The 24,099-nt window shown below is 70.3% G+C and carries 23 protein-coding genes and 1 pseudogene; 17 read left to right on the top strand and 7 right to left on the bottom strand.

The features are described 5' to 3' along the window. Positions 1-101: 101 nt before the first annotated feature. The 10 genes from ACIBLA_RS02965 to ACIBLA_RS02920 all read left to right on the top strand — a co-directional run bounded on the left by ACIBLA_RS02965 (position 102) and on the right by ACIBLA_RS02920 (position 9,450). Positions 102-1,799, top strand: coding sequence for a nitrite/sulfite reductase (locus ACIBLA_RS02965; RefSeq protein WP_399197611.1), 1,698 nt, complete (start codon positions 102-104; stop codon positions 1,797-1,799). After that, the gene (locus tag ACIBLA_RS02960; protein ID WP_363239658.1) at positions 1,796-1,972 is read left to right on the top strand and encodes a hypothetical protein; all 177 of its coding nucleotides are present in this window, start codon (positions 1,796-1,798) and stop codon (positions 1,970-1,972) included. The genes ACIBLA_RS02965 and ACIBLA_RS02960 overlap by 4 nt, the downstream gene beginning before the upstream one ends. Then, positions 1,969-2,730 carry a phosphoadenylyl-sulfate reductase gene (locus ACIBLA_RS02955; protein ID WP_363239657.1) on the top strand — a complete coding sequence of 254 codons (762 nt, stop codon included), beginning with the start codon at positions 1,969-1,971 and terminating at the stop codon, positions 2,728-2,730. Before ACIBLA_RS02960 ends, ACIBLA_RS02955 begins: the two co-directional genes overlap by 4 nt. Next, positions 2,730-3,275, top strand: coding sequence for an adenylyl-sulfate kinase (cysC, locus tag ACIBLA_RS02950; RefSeq protein ID WP_363239656.1), 546 nt, complete (start codon positions 2,730-2,732; stop codon positions 3,273-3,275). The genes ACIBLA_RS02955 and cysC overlap by 1 nt, the downstream gene beginning before the upstream one ends. Continuing rightward, a complete protein-coding gene (cysD, locus tag ACIBLA_RS02945) occupies positions 3,275-4,192 on the top strand; it encodes a sulfate adenylyltransferase subunit CysD (RefSeq protein WP_363239655.1) in 918 nt (305 codons plus the stop codon). The genes cysC and cysD overlap by 1 nt, the downstream gene beginning before the upstream one ends. Before the next feature lie 2 nt (positions 4,193-4,194). After that, a complete protein-coding gene (locus ACIBLA_RS02940) occupies positions 4,195-5,556 on the top strand; it encodes a sulfate adenylyltransferase subunit 1 (protein ID WP_399197610.1) in 1,362 nt (453 codons plus the stop codon). 258 nt (positions 5,557-5,814) lie between these two features. Further along, positions 5,815-6,945 carry an aliphatic sulfonate ABC transporter substrate-binding protein gene (locus ACIBLA_RS02935; RefSeq protein WP_399197609.1) on the top strand — a complete coding sequence of 377 codons (1,131 nt, stop codon included), beginning with the start codon at positions 5,815-5,817 and terminating at the stop codon, positions 6,943-6,945. 22 nt (positions 6,946-6,967) lie between these two features. Further along, positions 6,968-7,759 (top strand): ABC transporter ATP-binding protein, encoded by a 792-nt coding sequence (locus ACIBLA_RS02930; RefSeq protein WP_363239652.1) that lies wholly within the window; start codon positions 6,968-6,970, stop codon positions 7,757-7,759. Further along, the gene (locus ACIBLA_RS02925) at positions 7,746-8,660 is read left to right on the top strand and encodes an ABC transporter permease (protein ID WP_363239651.1); all 915 of its coding nucleotides are present in this window, start codon (positions 7,746-7,748) and stop codon (positions 8,658-8,660) included. Before ACIBLA_RS02930 ends, ACIBLA_RS02925 begins: the two co-directional genes overlap by 14 nt. A 4-nt stretch (positions 8,661-8,664) precedes the next feature. After that, on the top strand, positions 8,665-9,450 hold the full coding sequence (locus ACIBLA_RS02920) for a sirohydrochlorin chelatase (protein ID WP_363239650.1): 786 nt from the start codon (positions 8,665-8,667) through the stop codon (positions 9,448-9,450). A 4-nt stretch (positions 9,451-9,454) separates the two neighbouring features. On the opposite strand, the pseudogene ACIBLA_RS02915 reads toward ACIBLA_RS02920, so the two are convergent. Next, a pseudogene (locus ACIBLA_RS02915) lies at positions 9,455-9,660 on the bottom strand (hypothetical protein); the annotation flags it as partial. An 11-nt stretch (positions 9,661-9,671) separates the two neighbouring features. Then, positions 9,672-10,274, bottom strand: coding sequence for a TIGR03086 family metal-binding protein (locus ACIBLA_RS02910; protein ID WP_399197608.1), 603 nt, complete (start codon positions 10,272-10,274; stop codon positions 9,672-9,674). A 102-nt stretch (positions 10,275-10,376) separates the two neighbouring features. On the opposite strand from ACIBLA_RS02910, the gene ACIBLA_RS02905 reads away from it, so the two are divergent. The 6 genes from ACIBLA_RS02905 to ACIBLA_RS02880 all read left to right on the top strand — a co-directional run bounded on the left by ACIBLA_RS02905 (position 10,377) and on the right by ACIBLA_RS02880 (position 16,368). Beyond that, entirely contained in the window at positions 10,377-10,886 is a 510-nt protein-coding gene (locus ACIBLA_RS02905) for a GNAT family N-acetyltransferase (protein ID WP_363239648.1), read from the top strand. A 79-nt stretch (positions 10,887-10,965) separates the two neighbouring features. Next, positions 10,966-12,129 (top strand): PP2C family protein-serine/threonine phosphatase, encoded by a 1,164-nt coding sequence (locus ACIBLA_RS02900; protein ID WP_363239647.1) that lies wholly within the window; start codon positions 10,966-10,968, stop codon positions 12,127-12,129. A gap of 143 nt (positions 12,130-12,272) precedes the next feature. Further along, the gene (locus tag ACIBLA_RS02895) at positions 12,273-13,460 is read left to right on the top strand and encodes a sulfite oxidase (RefSeq protein WP_399197607.1); all 1,188 of its coding nucleotides are present in this window, start codon (positions 12,273-12,275) and stop codon (positions 13,458-13,460) included. A gap of 249 nt (positions 13,461-13,709) precedes the next feature. Continuing rightward, positions 13,710-14,798, top strand: a complete 1,089-nt coding sequence (locus ACIBLA_RS02890) for an ABC transporter substrate-binding protein (protein WP_399197606.1) — start codon at positions 13,710-13,712, stop codon at positions 14,796-14,798. Further along, entirely contained in the window at positions 14,795-15,649 is an 855-nt protein-coding gene (locus tag ACIBLA_RS02885) for an ABC transporter permease (protein ID WP_399197605.1), read from the top strand. Before ACIBLA_RS02890 ends, ACIBLA_RS02885 begins: the two co-directional genes overlap by 4 nt. Next, positions 15,625-16,368: an ABC transporter ATP-binding protein gene (locus ACIBLA_RS02880; protein WP_399197604.1), complete on the top strand. Its 744-nt coding sequence runs from the start codon at positions 15,625-15,627 to the stop codon at positions 16,366-16,368. Before ACIBLA_RS02885 ends, ACIBLA_RS02880 begins: the two co-directional genes overlap by 25 nt. A gap of 71 nt (positions 16,369-16,439) precedes the next feature. Here ACIBLA_RS02880 and ACIBLA_RS02875 read toward each other — a convergent pair whose 3' ends face one another. The 3 genes from ACIBLA_RS02875 to ACIBLA_RS02865 form a co-directional block, all read right to left on the bottom strand. Then, positions 16,440-17,183, bottom strand: a complete 744-nt coding sequence (locus ACIBLA_RS02875; protein WP_399197603.1) for a hypothetical protein — start codon at positions 17,181-17,183, stop codon at positions 16,440-16,442. A gap of 170 nt (positions 17,184-17,353) precedes the next feature. Then, positions 17,354-17,908, bottom strand: coding sequence for a DUF1697 domain-containing protein (locus ACIBLA_RS02870; RefSeq protein ID WP_399197602.1), 555 nt, complete (start codon positions 17,906-17,908; stop codon positions 17,354-17,356). A gap of 102 nt (positions 17,909-18,010) precedes the next feature. Beyond that, positions 18,011-19,207, bottom strand: coding sequence for a S8 family serine peptidase (locus ACIBLA_RS02865; RefSeq protein WP_399197601.1), 1,197 nt, complete (start codon positions 19,205-19,207; stop codon positions 18,011-18,013). Positions 19,208-19,525: 318 nt separating this feature from the next. Here ACIBLA_RS02865 and ACIBLA_RS02860 point away from each other — a divergent pair, with 318 nt between their 5' ends. Beyond that, complete coding sequence (locus tag ACIBLA_RS02860; protein WP_399197600.1) at positions 19,526-21,916, top strand: MMPL family transporter; 2,391 nt, start codon at positions 19,526-19,528, stop codon at positions 21,914-21,916. A 95-nt stretch (positions 21,917-22,011) separates the two neighbouring features. Here the strand turns inward: ACIBLA_RS02860 and mgt are convergent, their stop codons facing one another. Beyond that, positions 22,012-23,217, bottom strand: a complete 1,206-nt coding sequence (mgt, locus tag ACIBLA_RS02855) for a macrolide-inactivating glycosyltransferase (protein ID WP_363239639.1) — start codon at positions 23,215-23,217, stop codon at positions 22,012-22,014. Between the two features lie 38 nt (positions 23,218-23,255). Further along, complete coding sequence (erm, locus tag ACIBLA_RS02850; protein ID WP_399197599.1) at positions 23,256-24,032, bottom strand: ErmE/ErmH/ErmO/ErmR family 23S rRNA (adenine(2058)-N(6))-methyltransferase; 777 nt, start codon at positions 24,030-24,032, stop codon at positions 23,256-23,258. Positions 24,033-24,099 lie beyond the last annotated feature (67 nt).

The raw sequence follows: 24,099 nt of genomic DNA, 5'->3' as shown, positions 1-24,099 counted from the left end.
CCTCGCTCCCCCTGCTCGAATCCCGCTGCGCACCGCTGCGCCGTCAGCACACGTGTGCAGGTCAGAGCCGCCCTCCGCAGTCCCGAAGGACGTGTCCCGCCATGGCCGCCACCCCTGAGAAGCCCGCCGTCGCCACGCCCCGCCGCAAGGTGAGCCGTCACCGCGGCGAGGGCCAGTGGGCCGTGGGTCACTTCACCCCCCTCAACGCCAACGAGCAGGCCAAGAAGGATGACGACGGTCTCAATGTGCGGACACGCATTGAGACGATCTACTCCAAGGCCGGATTCGACTCGATCGACCCCGCCGACCTGCGGGGACGCATGCGCTGGTGGGGTCTCTACACCCAGCGCAAGCCCGGCATCGGCGGCGGCAAGACCGCGATCCTGGAGCCGGAGGAGCTGGACGACAAGTACTTCATGCTGCGGGTCCGGATCGACGGGGGCCGGCTGACCACCGAGCAGCTGCGCGTCATCGGCCAGATCTCGCACGAGTTCGGCCGCGACACGGCCGACATCACCGACCGGCAGAACATCCAGCTGCACTGGATCCGGATCGAGGACGTCCCGGAGATCTGGCGGCGGCTGGAGAATGTCGGCCTGTCCACCACCGAGGCCTGCGGTGACACGCCCCGTGTGATCCTCGGCTCCCCGGTCGCCGGAGTGGCCGAGAACGAGATCATCGACGGCACCCCGGCGATCGACGAGATCAACGCCCGGTTCGTCGGTACCAAGGAGTTCTCGAACCTTCCGCGTAAATTCAAGACGGCCATCTCAGGATCGCCGCTGCTGGATGTCGCGCACGAGATCAACGATGTCTCCTTCGTCGGTGTCGAGCACCCCGAGCACGGCCCCGGCTTCGACCTCTGGGTCGGCGGCGGCCTGTCGACCAACCCCAAGATCGGCCAGCGGCTCGGCGCCTGGGTGCCGCTGGACGAGGTGGCCGACGTATGGGCCGGCGTCATCGGGATCTTCCGCGACTACGGCTACCGCCGGCTCCGTACCCGCGCCCGGCTGAAGTTCCTCCTCGCCGACTGGGGCACGGAGAAGTTCCGCCGGATCCTTCAGGACGAGTATCTGAAGCGGACACTCGTCGACGGTCCCGCGCCCGCGCGGCCCGTGGACCAGTGGCGCGACCACGTCGGTGTGCACCGCCAGAAGGACGGCCGCTTCTACGTCGGCTTCGCGCCGCGCGTCGGCCGGGTGGACGGCCCGACGCTGAAGAAGATCGCCGACCTCGCCGAGGAGCACGGCTCGGGCCGGGTGCGGACCACCGTGGAGCAGAAGCTGATCGTGCTCGACGTCGCCGAGGACCGGGTCGACTCGCTCGTCGCGGGCCTGGAATCGCTCGACCTGCGGGTCAAGCCGTCGCCCTTCCGGCGCGGCACGATGGCCTGCACCGGTATCGAGTTCTGCAAGCTGGCGATCGTCGAGACGAAGGCGCGCGGCGCCTCGCTGATCGACGAACTGGAGCACCGTATCCCCGACTTCGACCAGCCGATCACCATCAACGTCAACGGCTGCCCCAACGCCTGCGCCCGTATCCAGGTCGCGGACATCGGTCTCAAGGGGCAGTTGGTGCTGGACGGCGACGGCAATCAGGTCGAGGGCTATCAGGTGCACCTCGGCGGTGCGCTCGGTCTGGAGCCCGCGTTCGGCCGCAAGGTCCGCGGTCTGAAGGTCACCGCCGCCGAACTCCCCGACTACGTCGAGCGGGTGCTCAGCCGCTTCCAGAAGGAGCGCGAGGCGGACGAGCGGTTCGCCACGTGGGCGGCCCGCGCGTCCGAGGAGGCGCTGTCATGAGCGAACGTGCCGCCCCGTTCCACTGCCCCTACTGCGGCGACGAGGACCTGCGCCCGAACGAGCAGGGGCACGGCGCGTGGGAATGCGCCGCCTGCAACCGGGCCTTCCAGCTGAAGTTCCTCGGACTGCTGACCCGAGGGCTGACGACGGACGACGGAGGGGAACGGATATGAGCACGCTCACGGAGACGGACGGCCCAGCGACCGACGGCCCGACGGCCGCCGAGCAGAAGCACGCCGACGAACAGAAGCACTCCGAACTCAAGGCGCTCGCCGAGCGCGCCGGCCGCGAACTCGAAGACGCCTCCGCCCCGGAGATCCTGACCTGGGCCGCCACCACCTTCGGCACCCGCTTCTGCGTCACTTCCTCCATGGAGGACGCGGTGGTCGCCCATCTCGCCTCCCGCGCCCTGCCCGGCGTCGACGTCGTCTTCCTGGACACCGGCTACCACTTCCCCGAGACGATCGGCACCCGCGACGCCGTCGCCGCCGTGATGGACGTCAACGTCATCACGCTCACCCCACGCGCGACGGTGGCCGAACAGGACGCCGAGCACGGCCCGAAGCTGCACGACCGCGACCCCGACCTGTGCTGCGCCCTGCGCAAGGTCAAGCCCCTCGAAGAGGGGCTGACGGCGTACGACGCCTGGGCGACGGGGCTGCGCCGCGACGAGTCGCCGACCCGCGCGAACACCCCGGTCGTCGGCTGGGACGAGAAGCGCCGCAAGGTCAAGATCTCGCCCATCGCCCGCTGGACGCAGGAGGACGTGGAGGCGTACGTCGCCGAGCACGGCGTCCTCACCAACCCGCTCCTTCAGGACGGTTACCCCTCCGTGGGCTGCGCGCCCTGCACCCGCCGGGTGCTGGAGGGCGAGGACGCCCGCGCCGGCCGCTGGGCGGGCAACTCCAAGACCGAATGCGGGCTGCACTGATGAGCCGTACCGAACAAGGCGCGACGATCTGGCTCACCGGGCTGCCCAGCGCCGGCAAGACCACCATCGCCGTCGCACTCGCGGACCGGCTGCGCTCCGAGGGCCACCGCGTGGAGGTCCTGGACGGCGACGAGATCCGCGAATTCCTCTCCGCGGGCCTCGGTTTCAGCCGCGAGGACCGGCACACCAACGTGCAGCGCGTCGGGTTCCTCGCCGAACTGCTCGCGTCGAACGGCGTCAAGGCGCTGGTGCCGGTGATCGCCCCGTACACCGACAGCCGCGACGCGGTGCGGGGACGCCACGAGAGCGAGGGCACCGCGTATCTGGAGGTGCATGTCGCGACTCCGGTCGAGGTGTGCTCCGTACGGGACGTGAAGGGGCTGTACGCGAAGCAGGCGGCCGGCGAGATCAGCGGTCTCACCGGCGTCGACGACCCCTACGAGGCCCCCGAGAAGCCCGATCTGCGGATCGAGTCGCACACGCAGTCCGTGCAGGAGTCCGCGGCGGCGCTCCACGCGCTGCTCACCGAGAGGGGTCTGGCCTGATGACCACCACCGTCGAGGCGCCGTACGCGCTGAGCCATCTGGACGCCCTGGAGTCGGAGGGCGTGCACATCTTCCGTGAGGTGGCGGGTGAGTTCGAGCGGCCGGTGATCCTCTTCTCCGGCGGCAAGGACTCCATCGTCATGCTGCATCTGGCGCTGAAGGCGTTCGCGCCGGCGCCGGTGCCCTTCACCCTGCTGCACGTCGACACCGGTCACAACTTCCCCGAGGTGCTGGCCTACCGCGACCGTACGGTGGCCGAGCACGGTCTGCGTCTGCATGTGGCGTCCGTGCAGGAGTACATCGACGCGGGCACGCTGCGCGAGCGCCCCGACGGCACCCGTAACCCGCTCCAGACGCTCCCGTTGACGGAGAAGATCCAGGCCGAGCGGTTCGACGCGGTCTTCGGCGGTGGGCGCCGCGACGAGGAGAAGGCGCGGGCGAAGGAGCGGGTGTTCTCGCTGCGTGACGAGTTCTCGCAGTGGGACCCGCGCCGGCAGCGCCCCGAGCTGTGGCAGCTCTACAACGGACGGCACGCGCCGGGCGAACACGTCCGGGTCTTTCCGCTGTCCAACTGGACCGAGCTGGACGTGTGGCAGTACATCGCGCGCGAGGCCATCGAACTCCCGGAGATCTACTTCGCTCACGAGCGTGAGGTCTTCAACCGCCACGGCATGTGGCTGACCGCCGGCGACTGGGGCGGCCCCAAGGACGGCGAGCCCACCGAGACCCGCCTGGTGCGCTACCGCACCGTCGGCGACATGTCCTGCACGGGCGCCGTCGACTCCGACGCCACCACGCTGGACGCCGTCATCACGGAGATCACCGCCTCCCGCCTCACCGAGCGGGGCGCCTCCCGCGCCGACGACAAGATGTCCGAAGCCGCCATGGAAGACCGCAAGCGCGAAGGGTACTTCTAACGATGACGACGACCGGGCACCCGACCTCCGACCAGTTGACCGATCAGCTGTCGGCCACCACCCTGCTGCGCTTCGCCACCGCCGGTTCCGTGGACGACGGCAAGTCCACCCTGGTGGGGCGGCTGCTGCACGACTCGAAGTCCGTGCTCACCGACCAGTTGGAGGCCGTCGAGCGCGCCTCGCTCGGGCGCGGCCAGGACGCCCCCGACCTGGCGCTGCTGACCGACGGGCTGCGCGCCGAGCGCGAGCAGGGCATCACCATCGATGTCGCCTACCGCTACTTCGCCACGCCCCGGCGCCGGTTCATCCTCGCCGACACCCCCGGACATGTGCAGTACACCCGGAACATGGTGACCGGCGCCTCCACCGCCGAGCTGGCCGTCGTGCTGGTCGACGCGCGCAACGGGGTGGTCGAGCAGACCCGCCGGCACGCGGCCGTCGCGGCCCTGCTGCGGGTCCCCCATGTGGTGCTCGCCGTCAACAAGATGGACCTCGTGGCGTACGCGGAGCCCGTGTTCGCCGCGATCGCGGAGGAGTTCACCGCGTACGCCGCCTCGCTCGGTGTCCCCGAGGTCACGGCGGTCCCGATCTCCGCGCTCGCCGGGGACAACGTGGTGGAGCCGTCGGCGAACATGGACTGGTACGGCGGGCCGACCGTCCTGGAGCATCTGGAGACCGTCGCCGTCAGCCACGACCTGGCCGGCTGCCCGGCCCGGTTCCCCGTCCAGTACGTGATCCGGCCGCAGAGCGCCGAGCACCCCGACTACCGGGGCTACGCGGGCCAGATCGCCTCCGGTGTGCTGCGCGTCGGCGAGGCCGTGACCGTACTGCCCTCGGGCCGTACGAGCACCATCGAGGCCATCGACGCACTCGGCGAGAGCGTCGACATCGCGTGGGCGCCGCAGTCGGTGACGCTCCGGCTCAGCGACGACGTGGACGTCTCGCGCGGCGATCTGATCGCGCCCAGCTCCGGTGTCCCCGCCACCACGCGGGACGTCGAGGCGACCGTCTGCCATGTCGCCGACCGGCCGCTCACCGTCGGCCAGCGGGTGCTGCTCAAGCACACCACCCGCACGGTGAAGGCGATCGTGAAGGACATCCCGTCCCGGCTCACCCTGGACGACCTGTCGCAGCACCCCGCGCCGGGCCGGCTCGTCGCCAACGACATCGGCCGGGTGGTGATCCGTACGGCCGAGCCGCTGGCGCTCGACGCGTACCGCGACTCGCGTCGTACGGGCTCCTTCCTGCTGATCGACCCGGCCGACGGCACCACGCTGGCGGCGGGGATGGCGGGCGACTCGTTCGCCGCCGAGCCGCCGGCCGCGCCGGCGGGGAGCGCCGACGACGCGGGCTGGGACTTCTGATGCGCGCCGAGTTGGTCGATGTGTTCGCGACCTTCGCGAAGGAGGGCGGCCGGGTCGGCAGCGGCGCCCTCGGCGCGGGGACCGGCGGGGTACCGCGATGTGCGCGCTGACGTACGCGCACCGCATGCGCGCCCAGACCATCCGCGATGTCGCGGTGCCATGCCCGCAGTACCCCTCACGCCGCAAACCTGCCGACCTCCCGGCCACGCCGCCTCGTCACCGAGGGACGTGAGCCGGCCGACGAGAGGAAACCCTCCCGTGCCAGCCACCCGTACCGTCCGGCGCCGCCGACGTACCCTCGCCGCCGTCGCGGCCCTGCCCCTGCTCGCCCTGGCACTCGGCGCCTGCGGTTACGGCTCCGAGAGCGAGAGCAGCGAGAAGAACGACAAGGTGGCCCCCGCCGCCAAGGGCGAGAAGATAGGGGGCCTCGGTGAGGTGAGGATCGGCTACTTCGCCAACATCACGCACGCCACCGCGCTGGTCGGTCTCCAAGAGGGCCTGATCCAGAAGGAGTTGGGCGGCACCAAGATCAAGCCGCAGGTCTTCAACGCCGGCCCCTCGGAGATCGAGGCGCTCAACGCGGGCGCGATCGACATCGGCTGGATCGGTCCCTCCCCCTCGATCAACGGCTTCACGAAGTCGAAGGGCCAGAATCTCCGGATCATCTCGGGCTCGGCCTCCGGCGGTGTCTCGCTCGTCGTCAACCCGAAGAAGATCAAGTCCCTCGACGACCTCAAGGGCAAGCGCATCGCAACGCCGCAGCTCGGCAACACGCAGGACGTGGCGCTGCTCAACTACCTGTCGGAAAAGGGTCTGAAGGTCGACACCAACACCGGTAAGGGCGACGTCACCGTCATCCGCCAGGACAACAAGCAGATCCCCGGGTCCTTCGAGTCCGGTTCGCTGGACGGCGCGTGGGTGCCCGAGCCGACCGCGTCGAAGCTGGTCGCGAGCGGCGGTTCGGTGCTGCTGGACGAGAAGAAGCTGTGGAAGGACGGCAAGTTCGTCATCACGAACGTGATCGTCTCCCAGAAGTTCCTCAAGGAGCACCCGGACGTCGTCGAGGCGGTGCTGCGCGGCTCGGTGAAGACGAACGCCTGGATCAACGAGAACCCGGACGAGGCCAAGGCCGCGGCCAACGCCAAGCTCAAGGCGGACTCGGGGGCGGCACTGCCGGCCGAGGTGATCGACCCGGCGTGGAAGAACGTCGACGTCACCGACGACCCGCTGGCCGCCACGCTGAGCCAGTCGTCCGAGCACGCGGTGAAGGCGGGCCTGCTCGAAGACCCGCTGCTCGACGGGATCTACGACCTGTCGCTGCTCAACAAGGTGCTGAAGGCGGACGGCAGGCCCGCGATCGACGACGCCGGTCTCGGCGCGAACCAGTAGCTCGCCTCAGGAGGTGTGACTCATGACCACCACGCTCGTCAAGCCGGCCACCACGGTCGGCACACAGCCGTACGCCGCCCGTCTCGACCATGTGTCCAAGTCGTTCGGCCGTCCGGGCGCCCAGCAGCTCGTACTGGACGACGTCAGCATCGATGTGGCGCCGGGCGAGTTCGTGACCCTGCTGGGGGCGTCCGGCTGCGGAAAGTCCACCCTGCTCAGCCTGGTCGCGGGGCTGGACCTGCCGTCGGCGGGGGCGATCGACGTCCCCGGCGGCCGGCCGGCCCTGATGTTCCAGGAGCACGCGCTGTTCCCGTGGCTCACCGCAGGCAAGAACATCGAACTCGCCCTGAAGATGCGGGGCATGCCCAAGGCCGAGCGGAGCGGCGAGGCGGAGCGGCTGCTGGAGCTGGTACGGCTGAAGGGCGCGTACGGCAAGCGGGTGCACGAACTGTCCGGCGGTATGCGCCAGCGGGTCGCGCTGGCCCGCGCACTGGCGCAGGACAGCCAACTGCTGCTGATGGACGAGCCGTTCGCGGCACTGGACGCCATCACGCGGGACGTGCTACACGAGGAGCTGACCCGGATCTGGGCCGAGACGAACGTGTCGGTCCTCTTCGTCACGCACAACGTCCGCGAGGCCGTCCGGCTCGCGGAGCGGGTGGTGCTGATGTCGTCCCGGCCGGGGCGGATCGCGCGGGAGTGGGCCATCGACATCCCGCAGCCGCGCCGGATCGAGGACGCCGCGGTGGCGGACCTGTCCGTGGAGATCACCGAAGAGTTGCGTGGGGAGATTCGCCGACATGGCCAGCACTGACTCCGACGCGTCGGACACGAAGGTGTCCACGTCCAAGGAGGACCTGGCGGGGCTGGCGGGCCTGGAGGCCGGCCTGGACGCGCTGGAGACCAGGACCGCCGAGCGGGTGTCGCTCGGCAGCGTCCTGCTCTCCAAGCTCGTACCGCCGCTCGTGGCGGTCGTCCTGGTGCTCACGGTCTGGCAGTTCGCCGCCGTCTCCGACCTCAAGCCGGACTACGTACTGCCGGGTCCGCTCGATGTGGGGCGCTCCATCCAGGACATGTGGCTGGAGGGCACGCTGCTCGGCTACATCTGGACCAGCGTCTCGCGGGGCGCGCTGGGCTTCGCCGTCTCCGTCGCCGTCGGTACGCCCCTGGGGCTGCTGGTCGCGCGGGTGAAGGTGGTACGGGCCGCGATCGGGCCGATCCTGTCCGGGCTCCAGTCGCTGCCGTCGGTGGCGTGGGTGCCCGCGGCGATCATCTGGTTCGGTCTGAGCGACGCCACGATCTACGCGGTGGTGCTGCTGGGCGCCGTCCCGTCCATCGCCAACGGTCTGGTGGCCGGTGTCGACCAGATCCCGCCGCTGTATCTGCGGGCCGGCCGGACCATCGGCGCGACGGGCCTCAACGGCATCCGGCACGTTCTGCTGCCGGCAGCGCTGCCGGGCTATCTGGCGGGGCTGAAGCAGGGCTGGGCGTTCTCCTGGCGTTCGCTGATGGCCGCCGAGCTGATCGCCAGCTCACCGGACCTCGGTACGGGACTGGGCCAGCTCATGGAGAACTTCCGTACCTACAGCGACATGTCCGGTGTACTCGCCACGATCATCCTCATCCTGATCGTCGGTATCGGCATCGACCTGCTGTTCTTCTCACCCCTGGAGCGCCGCGTCCTGCGCAGTCGCGGTCTCCTGGTCAGGAGCTGATCCGGTGCCCCGTACGTCCAGTCGGCCAGTACTCGTCGTCGTCGCGCACGGCAGCCGCGACCCGCGGCACGCCGCGACCGTGCACGCGCTGCTTCGCCGGGTGCGGGCGCTGCGGCCGGGGCTGCGGGTGGAGGCGGGCTTCCTGGACTTCAACACCCCCTCCGTACCAAGGGTGTTGGAACGGCTGGACGCCGAGGGCGTACGGGACGTGGTGGCGCTGCCGCTGCTGCTGACCCGAGCGTTCCACGCCAAGTCCGACATCCCGGCCGTGCTGCACGAGGCACGGGCGCGGCTGCCCAGGCTCTCCGTACGGCAGGCCGATGTGCTCGGCCCGTCGTCGCTGCTGACGGACGCGCTGGAGCGGCGGCTGTACGAGGCCGGGCTCACGCCCGGCGACAAGGGCTCGACCGGGGTCGTACTGGCCTCGGCGGGCTCCAGCGACCCGGAGGCGATCGCGGTGATCGCTCATGTCGCGCGGGAGTGGCGGCGCACCGGCTGGTGTGCCGTGCGACCCGCGTTCGCCTCCGCCTCCTTGCCGCGCACGGAGGACGCGGTGCGGGAGCTGCGGGCGGAGGGGGTACGGCGGGTGGCCGTGGCCCCGTACGTGATCGCGCCCGGCCGCCTGCCCGACCGCATCGCGCGGGGCGCGCACGAGTCGGGGGCGGACGTACTGGCCGATGTACTGGGCCCGGCACCGGAGTTGGCACGGCTGCTGGTGCGGCGGTACGAGGCGGCGCGGACGGCGAAGACCGCGAGGACCGCGAGGGTGCCGGCCGCGCTGTCCGCCTGACGGCTCAGCCGAGGTCGAGTCCGCCGGTGCGGGTGCGCTTCAGCTCGAAGAAGTCCGGGTGACCGGCGAGCACCCGGAAGCCGTCGAAGACCCGTACGCCCCCCGCTCCTGCGCGGCGGCCACGGCGACACGCGCCGGCCCGATGGACCGATCCACCAAGTCGCGGTACCAGCCGGGCAGTTCGTTGCCGAGGTTGTGCAGAGAGAGGCTCTTCGGACGGGTCAGGGTGTCCAGTGTGGGTCCCGGCCGCTCGCGGCCAGGGCGCGGGTGAAAGTGGGGGACGTCGTGGGGGTGGGGATCGGGGCGGCGAAGCCGGCGTATTGGCGGTACATCTCCGCGTACTCCTCGACCACGTCGAGGACGAGCGCGGCCGTCTCCTCCGAGAGACGGAACTCCTGGTCCGTCGCCCGCGCCAACTCCCAGCCGTGCAGGGCCATTTCGAGGGTCATGAGGGTGGCGACGGAGGCCGCCGGCATCGCGCCTTCGCCCTCGCCGATCCGGCCCTCCCAGACGGCCGGATCCGCCCAGGCGGCCACCGCGCGGTCCAGTGCTGCCCTGTAACGCTCGGGCCAGTCCGGGTCCGTCGTGAAGTCGCGCGCCGTGAGCGTCTCGGGCATCTCCGTGCGGTGGGCGCGGTGCTCAAGGCCGTGCGAGGTGTAGAGCACCAGGTGGTTGACCAGGGCCCGGACGTCCCACTCCGCGCTGGGCATGGGCGCGGCGTGGCGGTCGGCGGGGACGGCGCCCGTGATCCGGGCGGCCTCGGCGGCGCACTCACGCATCGCCGGGTAGACGGTTTCCATCGGGCTGCTTGTTTCGCTGTTCATGGTCCACACCGTAGGAACCCCGCGCCGCACCGGTCTTGAAGAAAAGCGACAGGTCAGAAGTCGGTTGCGACCCGCGCGCGGCCCCGCATAGCCTCCGGGACCGTGACCCCCGACCTGCGTACCGACCGGCTCGCCCTCTCCCCGTACGTCCGGGCCGACGAGGACGACTTCGTCGCGCTCTTCCAGGACACGCGGGTGTCCCGCTGGCTGGGCGACGGGCCGCAGAGCGAGGCCGCCGACCGGGCACTGTTCGGCCGGGTCTTCACCGACGTGTATCCCGCGGGCCGGTTCGACGTGTGGGCCGTACGGCATGACGGCGTCTATGTGGGGCACGCGGAGATCAAGCCCTCGCCGGAGCCGTGGCTGGACGGCCACGAGCTGGTCTACGCGCTCGCGCCCGCCGTCCAGGGCCGGGGGCTCGGCCGCGAGCTGGCGGACGCGCTCACCGCGTACGGGCACGACACCCTCGGCCTGGCCGAGGTCCATGCCACCGTCGACCCCGCGAACACTCCCTCGCTGTCACTACTCGCGGGACTCGGCTACACCCATGTGCGCGACGTACCCGAGGACGGCGGCGGCACCACGAGCCATCTCACTCACCGGCGTCGCTGATCCCGAACGAGCTTCCGCGCACGGACCGGCGCAAGCCGCTCCGGCGGTCGATCTCAGCAGGTCGCAGTACCGTGAAGACATGCCGTCCGTCGACGCGCGGAGACGCGAATCCAAGGCGCTGTGGCGCGGACCGCAGGCGATCGTGGGCCTGGTGGTCGTGATTCTCCTGTTGCTCCTGGCCGCCGACGCGTCCGGCGGGCCCTCGATCCGGCTGGGCGGCATGATGCTGACCCTGCCCGCTCTGGCAGCGGTATTCACCGGCCCCGGAACGGTAGGGGTGATCGCCGGGGCGATGTTGCCGGCCTACGTCGGGACCCTCGCCGAGAACGGGCGCCTGACCTGGTCCGACGCGCCGGTGGCCATCGCGACGGCGCTGGTCATCAGCGTGGCCGCGGTGGGCGCTGCGGCGGTGCGGGAGAAGCGAACCCATCAGCTGGTGCAGTCACGACAAGTGACCGCCCGGACACAGCGGACGCTGCTGCGTCCGCTGCCACCCCGGCTCGGCCCGATGGCCCTGTCGTCCACGTATCTGGCGTCCGACGCGGAGTCCACGATCGGCGGCGACCTTTACGCCTGCGCGCTGGTCGACGGGCGACCACGGGTGATCCTCGGGGACGTCCAGGGCAAGGGGCTGTCGACCCTGGAAGTGGTGCTGTTCGTGCTCACCGCCTTCCGTCAGGCGTCACGGCAACGTGTCGCCCTGCCCGATCTGCCCGCCTTTCTCGACGAAGCCGTGCGCCGCGATCTGGCCCGTGCCAGGGACGTGGCGGAGGAGAGCGGCGACGTCACGGCGGAACCTGAGATGGGGCAACGGATGGAGGAGTGCTTCATCACCGCCGTCGTGGTCGAGCTGGACGGCAAGGGCGACGGCGATGAGATACGACTGATCAACTGCGGTCACCCCGCGCCGCTCCTCCTGCACCACGGCGCCGTACGTGAGCTGCCGTCCTCGAAGCCCGCGCTGCCGCTCGGACTGCTCGGCCTCGACAGCGAGCCGGTGCACGTCGACACCCACCGCTTGGAACACGGCGACACCCTGCTGCTCTACACGGACGGCCTCGTCGAGGCCCGCAACGCGGCCGGCGAGTTCTACCCGCTCACCGAACGCGTCGGCAACTGGGCCTCCCGCCACCCGGCCGCGATGCTCGATGCCCTCCAGGCCGACCTGCAACGTCACGCCCTCCTCGACGACGACGTGGCCATGGTCACCGTCCGACGGTCAACTCCCCTGCCCGTCGAGTGAAAGCGTGAACGCCGCCGGACGCGGCGCTAGGATTCCCCGCATGGCTGTCATGTCGCGCCTTTCGCCGCGCCGCTGTTGTTGTCGCTGACGCCTTCCGGTCCCGGCTCGGTCTCTCCCCGTTCCCTCCTTCGAGGAGTCATGCGATGACCCCTGCTCGTCGTTCCGTACTGAAGTTGCTCGCTTCCGCTCCGGTGGCTCCCGTGGCCGCCCAGATCGCCACCGCCGCACCGGCCACGGCCGCCCCGAGCGCCGCGCCCGGCATCGTCAAGCCCCTCCCGCCCGAGTTGTTCACCATCCGCGGCACCAACGCCGAAGCCAACTTCGCCGCCCTGCGCGACACCGGCCTCCACACGCCCGTCGAGCGCTTCTTCGTCCGCAACCACACCTCAACACCCGTACTGGACAAGGATTCCTGGACCCTGACGGTCTGGGGCACCGGCCTGCGCGGCGGCCCGGCCCGCTTCACGTACGACCAGCTCCGCCGACTGCCCTCCGTCACCCGCGACGTCGCCGTCGAGTGCGCCGGCAACGGCCGCAGCTTCTACGCCTCCCAGCAGGGCGACGCCACCTCCGGCACCGCCTGGACGCTGGGCGCGATCGGCGTCGCCCGGTGGCGCGGCGTGCGGCTCTCCGACGTGCTGCGCCACGCCGGGATCGGCGGGCACGCGGTCGACGTGATGCCCCGCGGGCTCGACGCCGACTACGTCACCGAGGGCGTCAACCTGGGCCGGGTGCGCCGCCCGCTGCCGGTGGCGAAGGCACTGGACGACGTGATCCTCGCGTACGAGATGAACGGCGAGCCGCTGCCGTACGACCACGGGTATCCGGTCCGGGTCGTCGTCCCGTCCTGGGTGGGGATCGCCTCCATCAAGTGGCTCGGCGACATCGAGGTGAGCGCCGAGCCGCTGAGTTCGCCCTGGAACACCGACTTCTACCGGCTGTTCGGCCCGTCCTACCCGCCCGGCGGCAGCGACCCGCTGACCCGGCAGACCATCAAGTCCGGTTTCGAACTCGCGCCGGACACGGTGCTGGCCGCCGGGCGCACCCTCCGGCTGACCGGCCGCGCCTGGTCGGCCCACGCGCCCGTGCGTCACGTCGAGTTCAGTACCGACGGCGGGGCGCGCTGGCAGCGGGCGCAGTTGCGGGACACGCCCCGCCGTAACAACTGGGTTCGCTGGTACGCGCCTTGGCGCCCGGACACGGCCGGGCAGACGCACCTTCTGGCGCGCGCCACGGACATGGCGGGGAACACCCAGCCCGAGCGCTCGGTGCCGAACACTCAGGGGTACCTCTTCGACGCGGTGATCAGGGTTCCGGTCACGGTGAGCTGACCCCCTCTGTCCCGTGTTCTGTGTCGGGCGTATAGCGGCGGTACGAAGCCCTTGTTGCCGTATCGCATATTCGCACCGGGGCCCTTGCTGATGGCTCCGTACCGCCGCTAGCTTCGCGGGCATGTCCCTGTCCCAGCGGTTGAGCAAACGACGCACCGTCGATCTGATGCGCGTCGCCACCGCCCTCTGTAGCTGATCGCACCGCCCCATTCCGCGACGCCCCAGCAATTCAGAGAACCGGGAACACACATGTCCAGAGCACTCCGTGCTGCCCTGCTCGCCACCGTCCTGCTCACCCCGGCCGTGCTCACCGGCTGCGCCGACAACACCGCCACCACCACCGCGTCATCGAAGGATCTCTCCGACGTCGAGATCCCGAAGACGGTGAACCCGGACACCGAGATCACGATCGGCAGTCCCGAGATCCAGGTGGCTCTCAAGCTGTCCGGACAGATCGACAAACTCCCCTTCCGGGTGAAGTGGGCGAATCTCAGCGGCGGTCCGCAGTGCTCCGAGGCGTTTCGCGCCAAATCCCTCGACGTGTGCTCAGCAGCCGAGATCCCGTCGATCCACGCCCACTGGACCGGGCTCGACACCAAGCTGGTGGCCTCGGCGTTCCGTACGGACCCGATCAAGAACCCGATATACGAGCTGGGTATCGCGCCTGGCGCCGACATCGACAGCCTCGCGGACCTGCGGGGCAAGAAGATCGCGTACAGCCCCGGCCAGGCCCAGGGCGCGCTCGTCCTGCGCATCCTGGCCAGGGCCGGGCTCAGCAAGGACGATGTGCAACTGGTCGAACTGCCGAGCACCGGGGACGTGTATCCCACCGCGCTCGGCGGCGGGCAGGTCGACGCGGCGCCGCTCGGCGGGGTCAACATCAAGCGCTATCCGGCGAAGTACGGCAAGGACGGCGGCAAGACGATCCCGCACGGGCTGCGGGACGACCCCACTCATCTCTGGGTGCCGACGGCATCGGTGAGCGACCCTCAGAAGGCAGCCGCCATACGTGAGTTCGTGAAGTACTGGGCCAGGGCGAAGGTCTGGATCGACACGCACCCCGAGGAGTGGATCGAGGGCTACTACGTGAAGGACCAGGGGCTGTCGCGCGAGGACGGCGAGTATCTGGTCAAGACGGGCGGTCACCCGGCCATTCCGGACGACTGGACGCGAGCCGTCGCCGATCAGCAGAAGACGATCGACCTGCTGTCGAAGGAGACCGACAAGGAGCCGTTCGACGCGGAGATCCTCTTCGACCGGCGTTACGAGAAGGTCGGGGCCGACGCGATCGCGGGCACCGGAGCTGACACGGGGGCCGACACCGGAGCGGGGTCATGAGCACCGAGGCAGCCGAGGAAGTCACCCTGCACAAAGACGAGTTGACGGTACAGGCGCCGAGCACCACCCGCGCCCCCCGCCGTCTCGGGCTGGGCCGCCCCGTCCCGTACGGCTGGGCACTGGGCCCGCTGCTCCTGCTCGCCGTCTGGGCGGCGGGCTCCGCCACCGGGCTCATCGACTCCCGTAATCTCTCGGCCCCATGGACCGTGGTGACGACGGCGGGCGACCTGATCGAGAACGGCCGGCTCCAGTCCAACCTCGCCACCTCCGCCCAACGGGCCGCGCTCGGGCTGCTGTTCGGCGTCCTGGCCGGTCTGGTACTGGCTCTTGTCTCGGGCCTCAGCAGGATCGCCGAAGGGGTGATCGACGGCCCCGTGCAGATCAAGCGGGCCATCCCGTCCCTCGCGCTGATCCCGCTGCTCATCCTGTGGTTCGGCATCGGCGAGTCCATGAAGGTCATCACGATCGCCCTGGGCGTGTTCGTGCCGGTCTACATCCATACGCACAACGGGCTGCGCACCATCGACAACCGCTATGTGGAGCTGGCCGAGACGGTGCGGCTCAGCCGTACCGCGTTCCTGCGCCATGTCGTCCTGCCCGGCGCGCTGCCCGGATTCCTGCTGGGCATGCGGTTCGCCGTGACCGGTGCCTGGCTGGCCCTGGTGGTGGTCGAGCAGGTCAACGCCACCAGCGGGATCGGCTACATGATGGAGCTGGCCCGGACGTACGGGCAGACCGACGTCATCATCGTCGGCCTGGTCGTGTACGGACTCCTCGGGCTCCTCTCCGACGCGCTGGTACGTCTCGTCGAACGGAGGACGCTGTCATGGCGACGCACACTGGCGGGCTGACCGGCACCGTACGGATCCGGAATCTGGTCCGCTCCTTCGGCGACCGGAACGTCCTCGACGGGCTCGATCTCGACGTGGGCGCAGGGGAGTTCGTCGCGCTGCTGGGCCGCAGCGGCTCCGGCAAGAGCACGCTGCTGCGCGCGCTCGCGGGTCTCGACCACGATGTCACGGGCACCGGGGGACTCAGCTCGCCCGACCCGGTCTCCGTCGTGTTCCAGGACGCCCGGCTGCTGCCCTGGAAGCGCGTACTCGACAACGTCGTCCTCGGCCTCGAAGGACCCGGTCCGGTGGAGCGCGGCCGGGCCGCGCTCGCCGAAGTGGGCCTGGAGGGGCGGGAGAAGGCGTGGCCCGTCGAACTGTCCGGCGGCGAGCAGCAGCGCGTGTCGCTGGCCCGTTCGCTCGTACGCGAACCGGGACTGCTGCTCGCCGACGAGCCGTTCGGCGCGCTGGACGCGCTGACGCGCATCCGGATGCACGCACTGCTGCGCCGGCTGTGCGACAGACACCGCCCCGCGGTCCTGCTGGTGACGCACGACGTGGACGAGGCGATCGTGCTCGCCGACCGTGTCGTCGTCCTCTCCGAGGGACGCATCGGCGCCGACATCCCCGTGACCCTGCCCGCACCCCGCGCCCACGGCGGCACCGCGTACGCCGCGCTGCGCGAACGGCTGCTGGCGGAGCTGGGCGTGGGCGCGGACTTGGATGTGGACCGAACCTGAATCGCCGTATGGACCAGGGCCCATACGGCGATCGGGGAGAGGCGAGCGGAGGGCGGAGGGCGGGCCGGTCGCTAGCGCGCGGCGGCCATGTCCATGCCCGCGACGAGCGGGCGGAACTTGTCGTTGGTCTTGCAGCCCAGGTTCTCGTAGGTGTTGACCTTGGTCTGCGGGTCGGTCTTGGTCAGGTGGTACTTGCAGGCCTGCTTGATGAACTGGCCGTCGATACCGCCCGGGAAGTCGACCTCCTTGTTCCACAGGTACGGCGACTCGTAGCGGTTGAGCGCGGCCGTGGCGTTGACGTCGATGCCGCCGGGGGCGTCGATCTCGTAGACCCAGCCGGTCTTCGCGGCGCCGTACGTGGCGAACTTCTGCGCCACCCACTTCTCACACGTGGTGCTCAGGTGCGCGCTGTTCTGGCCACCGCCCTTGACGATGTACTCGGCCAGCGGAACCATCGCCTCGCCGCGGGGGGTGAAGCCCTTGTCGAACAGGTCCTCCACGTTCTCGCGGGTGTCGCCCCGCCACAGCGTGTTGGTGTCGTCGCGCCACTGCCAGCGCTCCGACGCCGCGGTCTCCCTGACGGTGTTCGCGATGAGCGGGTTGGTCGTCGTACGCCACCAGTCCCAGGAGCGGTACGAGACGACCGGGCCGCAGGGCGCCGTGTCGAGGGCGGGGGCCGCGGCGGCCGGGGCGGGGGCGGGCGCCGGGGTCGGGGTCGGGATCGGGGCGTTGGCGGACGCGGACGCGACGGTCGGGGCGAGCGCGGCGGTGGCGAGTGAGGCGGTGGCGAGGACCCGCAGAGCGGCCTTCAGCATGGTGAGTACCCATCAGTTGATCGACGTGACGGGCCCCTTTATAGCGGTGCTTGAGCCGCATATCGGGTGAGGCGGGATGGATCCCACCCGAATGGTCGGCGTGCGGTCACGGCCCGGGTGCGGTCGTTCCCGCGGTGGCGGGAACGACCGCGGGAACGGCCGTGGGCGGCTCAGTCGCGGGTCAGCTCCACCAGCTTCACGACGGTGTTCCAGTTGCGGGAGGTGGCGACGAGGCCCTTGTAAAGGCGGGGCCTGGACAGCGCCTGGGCGAGTTTGGAACGGCCGAGACCGTCGGGGACGTACAGATACAGGGCCCGGTCGCCGAGCCGGAACTCCTCGGGGTGGTACGCCTCTTGGTCGACGGCGGCGAAGCGCTCGGGGGTCACGGGCTCGGAGAAGTACGTGACATGAAGCTGTTTGCCCTGGAGGGAAGCGGCGGGGAAGGGGCAGGCGTCGGCGACGGTCTTGAGGTAGGCGGCGTCGCGCACCAGGCAGTCGACGGGGAAGCCGAACCTCTCGTGGATGGCGTCGCCGAGCGCGGTGGCGAGCGCCGACTCGTCGGCGCCGGTGGAGTCGGTGAAGACGGCGTTGCCGCTCTGGAGGTATGTCGCGACGTCGCTGTGGCCGAGTCCGGTCAGTACGTCGCGCAGCGCGGCCATAGGGACCTTCCGGCTCCCGCCGACGTTGATTCCGCGCAGCAGGGCCCCGTACCTGGTGGTCGTCATGGGGTCCACAGTAGGACTGCTCCGCCATGCGGAAGGCGGCCGCCGCGCCCCGTGGGGGAGAGCGCGACGACCGCCGGTCCCATGTCGGTTGGTCGACGACCTCTACTCGACGACCTTCAGCAGCTTGTTCGGGGTGCTCGGGTCGGCGTCGGAGATGACGTCCGGCGTGGCACCGTCCGTCAGGGCCGTGGCGACGTCGGCGGGTGCGGCGTCGGGGTGGCCGGCCAGGTACACCGCCGCCGCGCCGACGACGTGGGGGGTCGCCATCGACGTACCGGAGATGGTGTTCGTACCGGTGTCGCTGTCGTTCCACGTCGACGTGATGTCGGAGCCCGGCGCGTAGATGTCCACGATCGGGCCGTAGTTGGAGAACGACGACTGCTGGTCGTCCACGGTGGACGAGGCGACCGTGATGGCCTCCTCGACGCGCGCCGGGGAGGTCGTGCCCGCGTCGCTGGAGTCGTTGCCCGCCGCTACGCCGAAGGTGACGCCGGAGGCGATGGCCGCGCGGACGGCCTCGTCGAGGGCGGGGTCGGCGCCGCCGCCGAGGCTCATGTTGGCGACGGAGGGGCCGGTGTGGTTCGCGGTGACCCAGTCGATGCCGGCGACGACCTGCTCGGTGGTGCCGCTGCCCGAGTCGTCGAGGACCCGGACGGCGACGATCTTCGCCTTCTTGGCGACGCCGTGGGCCGCGCCCGCGACGGTGCCGGCGACGTGCGTGCCGTGGCCGTTGCCGTCGTCGGCGTTGCCGTCGTTGTCGATCGCGTCGAAGCCGGACGACGCGCGGCCCTCGAAGTCGGCGTGGCTGACGCGGACTCCGGTGTCGATGATGTACGCCGTGACGCCCTCGCCCGCGCTGTCCGGGTAGTTGTAGGCGTTGTCACCGGCGGTGGTGGGCTGGTCGATCCGGTCGAGGCCCCAGGACGGCGGGTTGTCCTGGGTGGCGTCGATCGAGAACTTCTTGTTCTGGACGACCTTGGCGACGGCCGGGTCGGCGGCGAGTCGCCCCGCTTCGGTGGCCGAAAGACCGCTGGCCGAGAAGCCGTTGATGGCGGACTTGTAGGTGCGGTTGAGCTTCCCGCCGTACTGCGCGGCGAGGTCCTTCTTGTTCGCCTTCTGATCCAGCATCACGATGTAGCTGCCCGCGACCGCGCCCTTGGCGTCGGCCCCGTACACCGTGCCGAGAGGGGTGGCCGCGCCCGCCGTGGGGGAGGCGAATGCGGTGATACCGGCCACAGCTGCCACCGCGGTTATCGCCGCGGTGAGTCTCATCCGGGCGGCACGCTTATGAGTTGTCATGAAGAGGCTTCTCCTCGTGAGCATTTGTGGGGGGACAGCTCGTCGGAGGTAGAACTTCCGGCGGGCTGGTTCGAAACCCTGGCCGATTGTTGCGCTCAGATCAAGACCTTCGGGCCGCTGTTACTGAGAAAACATCGTTTCTCAATATGAAGTCGGCCATGCGGGCGAAACTCGGACCGACCCACTCGATCCCCCTCCGCAGCACGTTAGTTGTCAGGGGCTTCACCAGGACGACAGAAGGGAAGGGCCGGAACCCGATAACTTCGCTCGAAGACTGCGGCACACGGCCGCTCTCAGGCCCGAGGGGACGAACCGGCGATGGTGACGACAGAGAAACGATGGCGACAAGGCCGGGGCCGGGGGCCGGGGGCGGCGCCCCCCTCGCACGGAATCGCGGCGCGTGCCGGAGCCTGGAGTGCGCGGCACCGGTGGACAGCGGTCATCATATGGGTGCTGTTCGTCGTACTCGCCATGGGACTTGGCACGGCGGCGGGGCAGGTCGGCGTCAAGAACAGCGAGCAGATGTCCGGCGAGGTCAGCGATGCGGCACGGATCATCGAGGACGCGGGTCTGACGGAGCCCGTGGGCGAGTCGGTCATCGTCCAGGGTGTCGCCCCGTCAACCTCCGCCACGGACAAGGAGTTCCGCGCCGGGGTCGAGGCGGTCGTGGCGGCCGTCGAGCAGACGGGCGAAGTCACCGACGTGACCTCGCCGTACGACACGAAGACCATCTCGAAGGACGGCCGCAGCGCGCTGGTGCAGTTCAACATGCGTGGCGATCCGGAGACTTCGAGCGAGCGGGTCGAGCCGGTACTCAAGGCTGTCGCGAGCGTGCAGGAGGAGCACGAGGACACGCTGCGGATCGCGGAGATCGGCGGCGCCAGCATGAAGAAGACTTTCGACGACGCGTACGGAGACGACTTCAAGCAGGCGGAGTTCACCGCCGTGCCCGTGGCGCTGGGTATTCTGCTGATCGCCTTCGGCGCGCTGGTCGCCGCTCTGCTGCCGGTCGTGCTCGCCCTCACCGCCATCATGGCGACGATGGGACTCATGGCCTTGGTCAGCCACGTCATGCCGATGAGCGACACGGCGAACTCGGTGATGCTGCTGGTGGGTCTCGCGGTCGGCGTCGACTACTGCCTGTTCTATCTGCGGCGTGAGCGCGAGGAGCGCGAGGCCGGCCGCGACGCCGGGACCGCGCTGCGGATCGCGGCGGCGACGAGCGGCAGGGCCGTCGTCGTCTCCGGTGTGACGGTGTGTGTCGCCATGGCGGGGATGCTCTTCACCGGGGTGGCCGAGTTCAAGGCGATGGGTCTGGCGTCGCTGATGGTCGTCGCGGTGGCCATGATCGGTTCGGTGACCGTGCTGCCCGCACTGCTGTCACTGCTCGGCGAGCGCGTGGAGCGGGGCCGGTTGCCCTTCCTGAACCGCCTCAAGCAGTCCAAGAAGCAGCGCACGTCGGACGGGGCGGTCGCCGGTGGCGACGGGGGCGCCGGTGAGAGTGGTACCGGCGAGAGCCGATTCTGGCGTGCCGTGCTCGGCGGCGTGCTGCGCCGGCCGAAGACCGCGCTGGTGGTCGCGGCGGGCGCGCTCGTCGCGATCGCCCTGCCGGCCGTGGGCATGCAGACGCAGAACTTCACGCTGGACCAGGAGTTCGGCGACTCGGTGCCCATCGTCCAGACGTACCAACGGGTCAACGAGGCCTTTCCCGGGGGCGCGGAGCCGGCCGAGGTCGTGGTGCGGGCGGACGACATCAACGCCGCGCCCGTACAACGGGCACTCGCCGACTTCCAGGCGCAGGCGGTGAGTTCGGGCGCCTCGGAGGGGCCCGTCGAGATCGTCACGCACGACGAGCAGAACGTCGCGGTCATCGAGGTGCCCCTGGTCGGCGGCTCGGACCAGAAGCGGGCCGAGAAGAGCCTGGGGCTGCTGCGGGACACCGTACGGCCCGACACGCTCGGCACGGTCGACGGCGTCGAGGCGCCGATCTCCGGCCAGGTCGCCGGGTCGAAGGACTTCAACGACCAGATCGTCTGGGCGGTGGCACCTGTCTTCGCCTTCGTCGTGATCTTCGCCTTCCTGCTGATGCTGCTCTGCTTCAGGTCGCTGACGATCGCGGTGACGTCGATCGTGCTGAACCTGCTGTCGGTCGGCGCCGCCTACGGCATCCTGACCATGGTCTTCCAGCACGGCTGGGGCGCGTCACTGGTCGGCGCCGAAGGCGTCGGGGCGATCGTCGCCTGGCTGCCGCTGTTCCTGTTGGTGATCCTCTTCGGACTGTCGATGGACTACCACGTCTTCGTGGTGTCCCGGATCCGCGAGGCGCGGTCGCGGGGCCGCACCACCCGTGAGGCCATCACCCACGGGGTGGTGACCACGGCGGGCGTGGTGACGAGCGCGGCAGTGATCATGGTCGCCGTGTTCGCCATTTTCGGGACGCTGTCGATGCAGTCGATGAAGCAGATGGGCGTCGGCCTGGCGGCGGCGGTACTGATCGACGCGACGATCATCCGGGGCGTACTGCTCCCGGCGATCATGGCTCTGCTGGACGAGAGCAACTGGTACTTCCCCACCTGGCTGCGGTGGCTGCCCGACCTGACGCACGACGAGTCGGCCGTCGCGGAGGCGGAGTCCGGCGCCGACGGCGGAGAGCCGGCGGTCGACCCGTACGGGAAGGCGGGCGAACAGCCCGATCCCGTACGGGTCTGACGCACCCCCGTCCCCGCACAACCGCACATCGCACAGCCAGACGCCGCACGCCCGACCGGTCTCCACCGGCCGGGCGTGTCGCGTCCTGCCGCGCGTCAGGAGTCGGGCGTCGGCAGCGTGGCCTCGATGATGTCGGCCGCCTCGCGCGTGCCGCCCTCCTTGGCCATCTTCCGCTTGATCTCCTCACCCCTGCGCGCGACTTCGGGGTCCGCCACGAGCCCGGTGACCGCTTCCCGCAGCACCTCTGCCGTCGCCTCCTCCATGGAGAGGCGCCGGGCGACGCCGAGCGAGACGAGTGTGTCGGCGTTGCCGAACTGGTCGACGAGCAGCGGTACGGCGACCATCGGCGTACCGGTCGCGAGGCCTTCCTGGCTGCCGCCGGCGCCGGCGTGGGTGATGAACGCGTCGGCCTTCTTCAGGACGGCGAGTTGCGGCACCCAGGGGTGCACCTCGATGTTGCCGGGAATCTCGCCCAGTTCGGACGGGTCGACGAACTTGCCGATCTGGAGGACGACATGCCAGCCGGGCAGATCCCCGAACGCCTCGACGCAGGCGCGGTAGAAGTCGGGCTGCTTGGTGTTCGCCGAGCCGAGGGAGACCAGCAGCACCTTGTCCGCCCCGGCCGGCCGCTCCCACTCCCCCTGGTCGGCCCGCTCCCCCTGGCACGCGCCGACGAAGGTGTAGACGGACTCGTCCACCCGGTCGGCGAAGAGCTGAAGTGCCTTCGGGATCAGCACGATCGCACGATCGGGATGGACGACGAACCGGCTCAGGGGAAGGTTCATGTCGTTCTCGTCCAGCCACGCCTGGAATCGGGCGACGTAGGCCCGGCCCCGCTCGGACTCGGCGAGCTGGGCGTCCTGAGGGGCGGCGACCTCCTCGTCGTACCCCTCCCAGGCGACCAGGTTCGGTGAGAGCTGGAGATACGGGACACCCCACCGGTGCGCCAGGATCGGCGCGGGGTACGAGGTGATGTCGCTGATGACGAGATCGGGGAGGTCGTCCTCGAACGCCTCGGCCAGTTGAGGCAGCGCCTGCATGCCGTCGGCGAGGAAGGGCTCCAGATTGTCGACCAGTTCGGTGCCCCAGGCGTCGGGGTCGTCGTCCGTCGGCAGGGTCGAGGTGTAGATGACCGGCTGCGCGCCGGTCTCGGCGATCTTCTCGGCGAAGGAGGCGGGGATCGCGTAGCTGACGCGATGCCCACGGGCGACGAGTTCCCGGATGACTTCGAGGCTCGGGTTCACGTGCCCGTGGGCGGCGATGGAGAACATGGCGATGTGGGCACGCTGTCGTGAGGTCATACCCACACCGTAGCATCGAACGAGACGAGACGTCTCGTTCAGTTCAGTCCGCCGTGCAGCGTCAGCCACGCCCCCGGCGGCACGAACGCCACGATCTCCGCCCGGTCGACACGCGCCGCGTCGAACGCCGCGTCGAGCCGTCGGCGCGGGTGGCCGGCCCGGCGCAGCGAGGCGTACAGCGACCCGCCGACCCCGGAGAAGCCCGCCTCCACCAGCCGCCGGTAGTCGGCGAGTTCGGCGGCGGGCAGCAGCGGGCGCGGGCGCCGCTGGAGGCGCAGGATGCCCGTGTCCACGCGCGGCACCGGGCGGAACGCCCGCCGTCCGATCGTGCCGAGCAGCCGCCACTCGACGCGCGGCCAGGTCTCCACCGTCCGAAGCGACCAGCGCCCGAAGTCACCGGTGCGCTTACGGGCGTATTCGAGCTGGGTGATGAGCGTGGCGTCGCTCATCGCGGGCGCGCGCAGACACCAGTCGACGATGTCGGCGGTACGCGAGAAGGGCACGTTCCCGACGACGGCGAAGCGCTCGCGCGGCGGGGTTACGGCGACGAAGTCCCGCTCGTACACCCGCACATGGGGTGCGGCGGCGAAAGTGCGGCGGAGTTCCGGGACGAGCCCGGAATCGATCTCGTACGCGCGCAGCTCGCCGCAGTGCGGTGCGAGCGCCGAGGTCAACGCGCCTTTGCCGGGGCCGACTTCGAGCAGCAGCCCGGCCGGGTCGGGCCGGGTGGCGCGTACGAGGCGGGCCGCGGTGGCGCGGTCGATGAGGAAGTTCTGCGAGAGCGTGCGGGATCGGTGCTGCCGACTGCGGGCCATGGCCTGCGTCCTGTCTCCTGAAAGGGCTTCGTGGGCAGACGAAGGCCCTGACCGGAGCAGGGTGAAG

Origin of the sequence: Streptomyces sp. NPDC050433 (assembly GCF_044458565.1) — a bacterium.
GTDB lineage: Bacteria > Actinomycetota > Actinomycetes > Streptomycetales > Streptomycetaceae > Streptomyces.
The sequence above is the reverse complement of the archived record's forward strand: the minus strand, read 5'-3'. Positions and strand labels throughout refer to the sequence as shown.

What these genes read in the sequence shown, in the direction of transcription:
- ACIBLA_RS02965 (WP_399197611.1), top strand. Translation starts at nt 102, where the DNA reads ATGGCCGCCACCCCTGAGAAGCCCGCCGTCGCCACGCCCCGCCGCAAG.
- ACIBLA_RS02960 (WP_363239658.1), top strand. Translation starts at nt 1,796, where the DNA reads ATGAGCGAACGTGCCGCCCCGTTCCACTGCCCCTACTGCGGCGACGAG.
- ACIBLA_RS02955 (WP_363239657.1), top strand. Translation starts at nt 1,969, where the DNA reads ATGAGCACGCTCACGGAGACGGACGGCCCAGCGACCGACGGCCCGACG.
- cysC (WP_363239656.1), top strand. Translation starts at nt 2,730, where the DNA reads ATGAGCCGTACCGAACAAGGCGCGACGATCTGGCTCACCGGGCTGCCC.
- cysD (WP_363239655.1), top strand. Translation starts at nt 3,275, where the DNA reads ATGACCACCACCGTCGAGGCGCCGTACGCGCTGAGCCATCTGGACGCC.
- ACIBLA_RS02940 (WP_399197610.1), top strand. Translation starts at nt 4,195, where the DNA reads ATGACGACGACCGGGCACCCGACCTCCGACCAGTTGACCGATCAGCTG.
- ACIBLA_RS02930 (WP_363239652.1), top strand. Translation starts at nt 6,968, where the DNA reads ATGACCACCACGCTCGTCAAGCCGGCCACCACGGTCGGCACACAGCCG.
- ACIBLA_RS02925 (WP_363239651.1), top strand. Translation starts at nt 7,746, where the DNA reads ATGGCCAGCACTGACTCCGACGCGTCGGACACGAAGGTGTCCACGTCC.
- ACIBLA_RS02910 (WP_399197608.1), bottom strand. Translation starts at nt 10,274, where the DNA reads ATGAACAGCGAAACAAGCAGCCCGATGGAAACCGTCTACCCGGCGATG.
- ACIBLA_RS02900 (WP_363239647.1), top strand. Translation starts at nt 10,966, where the DNA reads ATGCCGTCCGTCGACGCGCGGAGACGCGAATCCAAGGCGCTGTGGCGC.
- ACIBLA_RS02895 (WP_399197607.1), top strand. Translation starts at nt 12,273, where the DNA reads ATGACCCCTGCTCGTCGTTCCGTACTGAAGTTGCTCGCTTCCGCTCCG.
- ACIBLA_RS02890 (WP_399197606.1), top strand. Translation starts at nt 13,710, where the DNA reads ATGTCCAGAGCACTCCGTGCTGCCCTGCTCGCCACCGTCCTGCTCACC.
- ACIBLA_RS02885 (WP_399197605.1), top strand. Translation starts at nt 14,795, where the DNA reads ATGAGCACCGAGGCAGCCGAGGAAGTCACCCTGCACAAAGACGAGTTG.
- ACIBLA_RS02880 (WP_399197604.1), top strand. Translation starts at nt 15,625, where the DNA reads ATGGCGACGCACACTGGCGGGCTGACCGGCACCGTACGGATCCGGAAT.
- ACIBLA_RS02875 (WP_399197603.1), bottom strand. Translation starts at nt 17,183, where the DNA reads ATGCTGAAGGCCGCTCTGCGGGTCCTCGCCACCGCCTCACTCGCCACC.
- ACIBLA_RS02870 (WP_399197602.1), bottom strand. Translation starts at nt 17,908, where the DNA reads ATGACGACCACCAGGTACGGGGCCCTGCTGCGCGGAATCAACGTCGGC.
- ACIBLA_RS02865 (WP_399197601.1), bottom strand. Translation starts at nt 19,207, where the DNA reads ATGACAACTCATAAGCGTGCCGCCCGGATGAGACTCACCGCGGCGATA.
- ACIBLA_RS02860 (WP_399197600.1), top strand. Translation starts at nt 19,526, where the DNA reads ATGGTGACGACAGAGAAACGATGGCGACAAGGCCGGGGCCGGGGGCCG.
- mgt (WP_363239639.1), bottom strand. Translation starts at nt 23,217, where the DNA reads ATGACCTCACGACAGCGTGCCCACATCGCCATGTTCTCCATCGCCGCC.
- erm (WP_399197599.1), bottom strand. Translation starts at nt 24,032, where the DNA reads ATGGCCCGCAGTCGGCAGCACCGATCCCGCACGCTCTCGCAGAACTTC.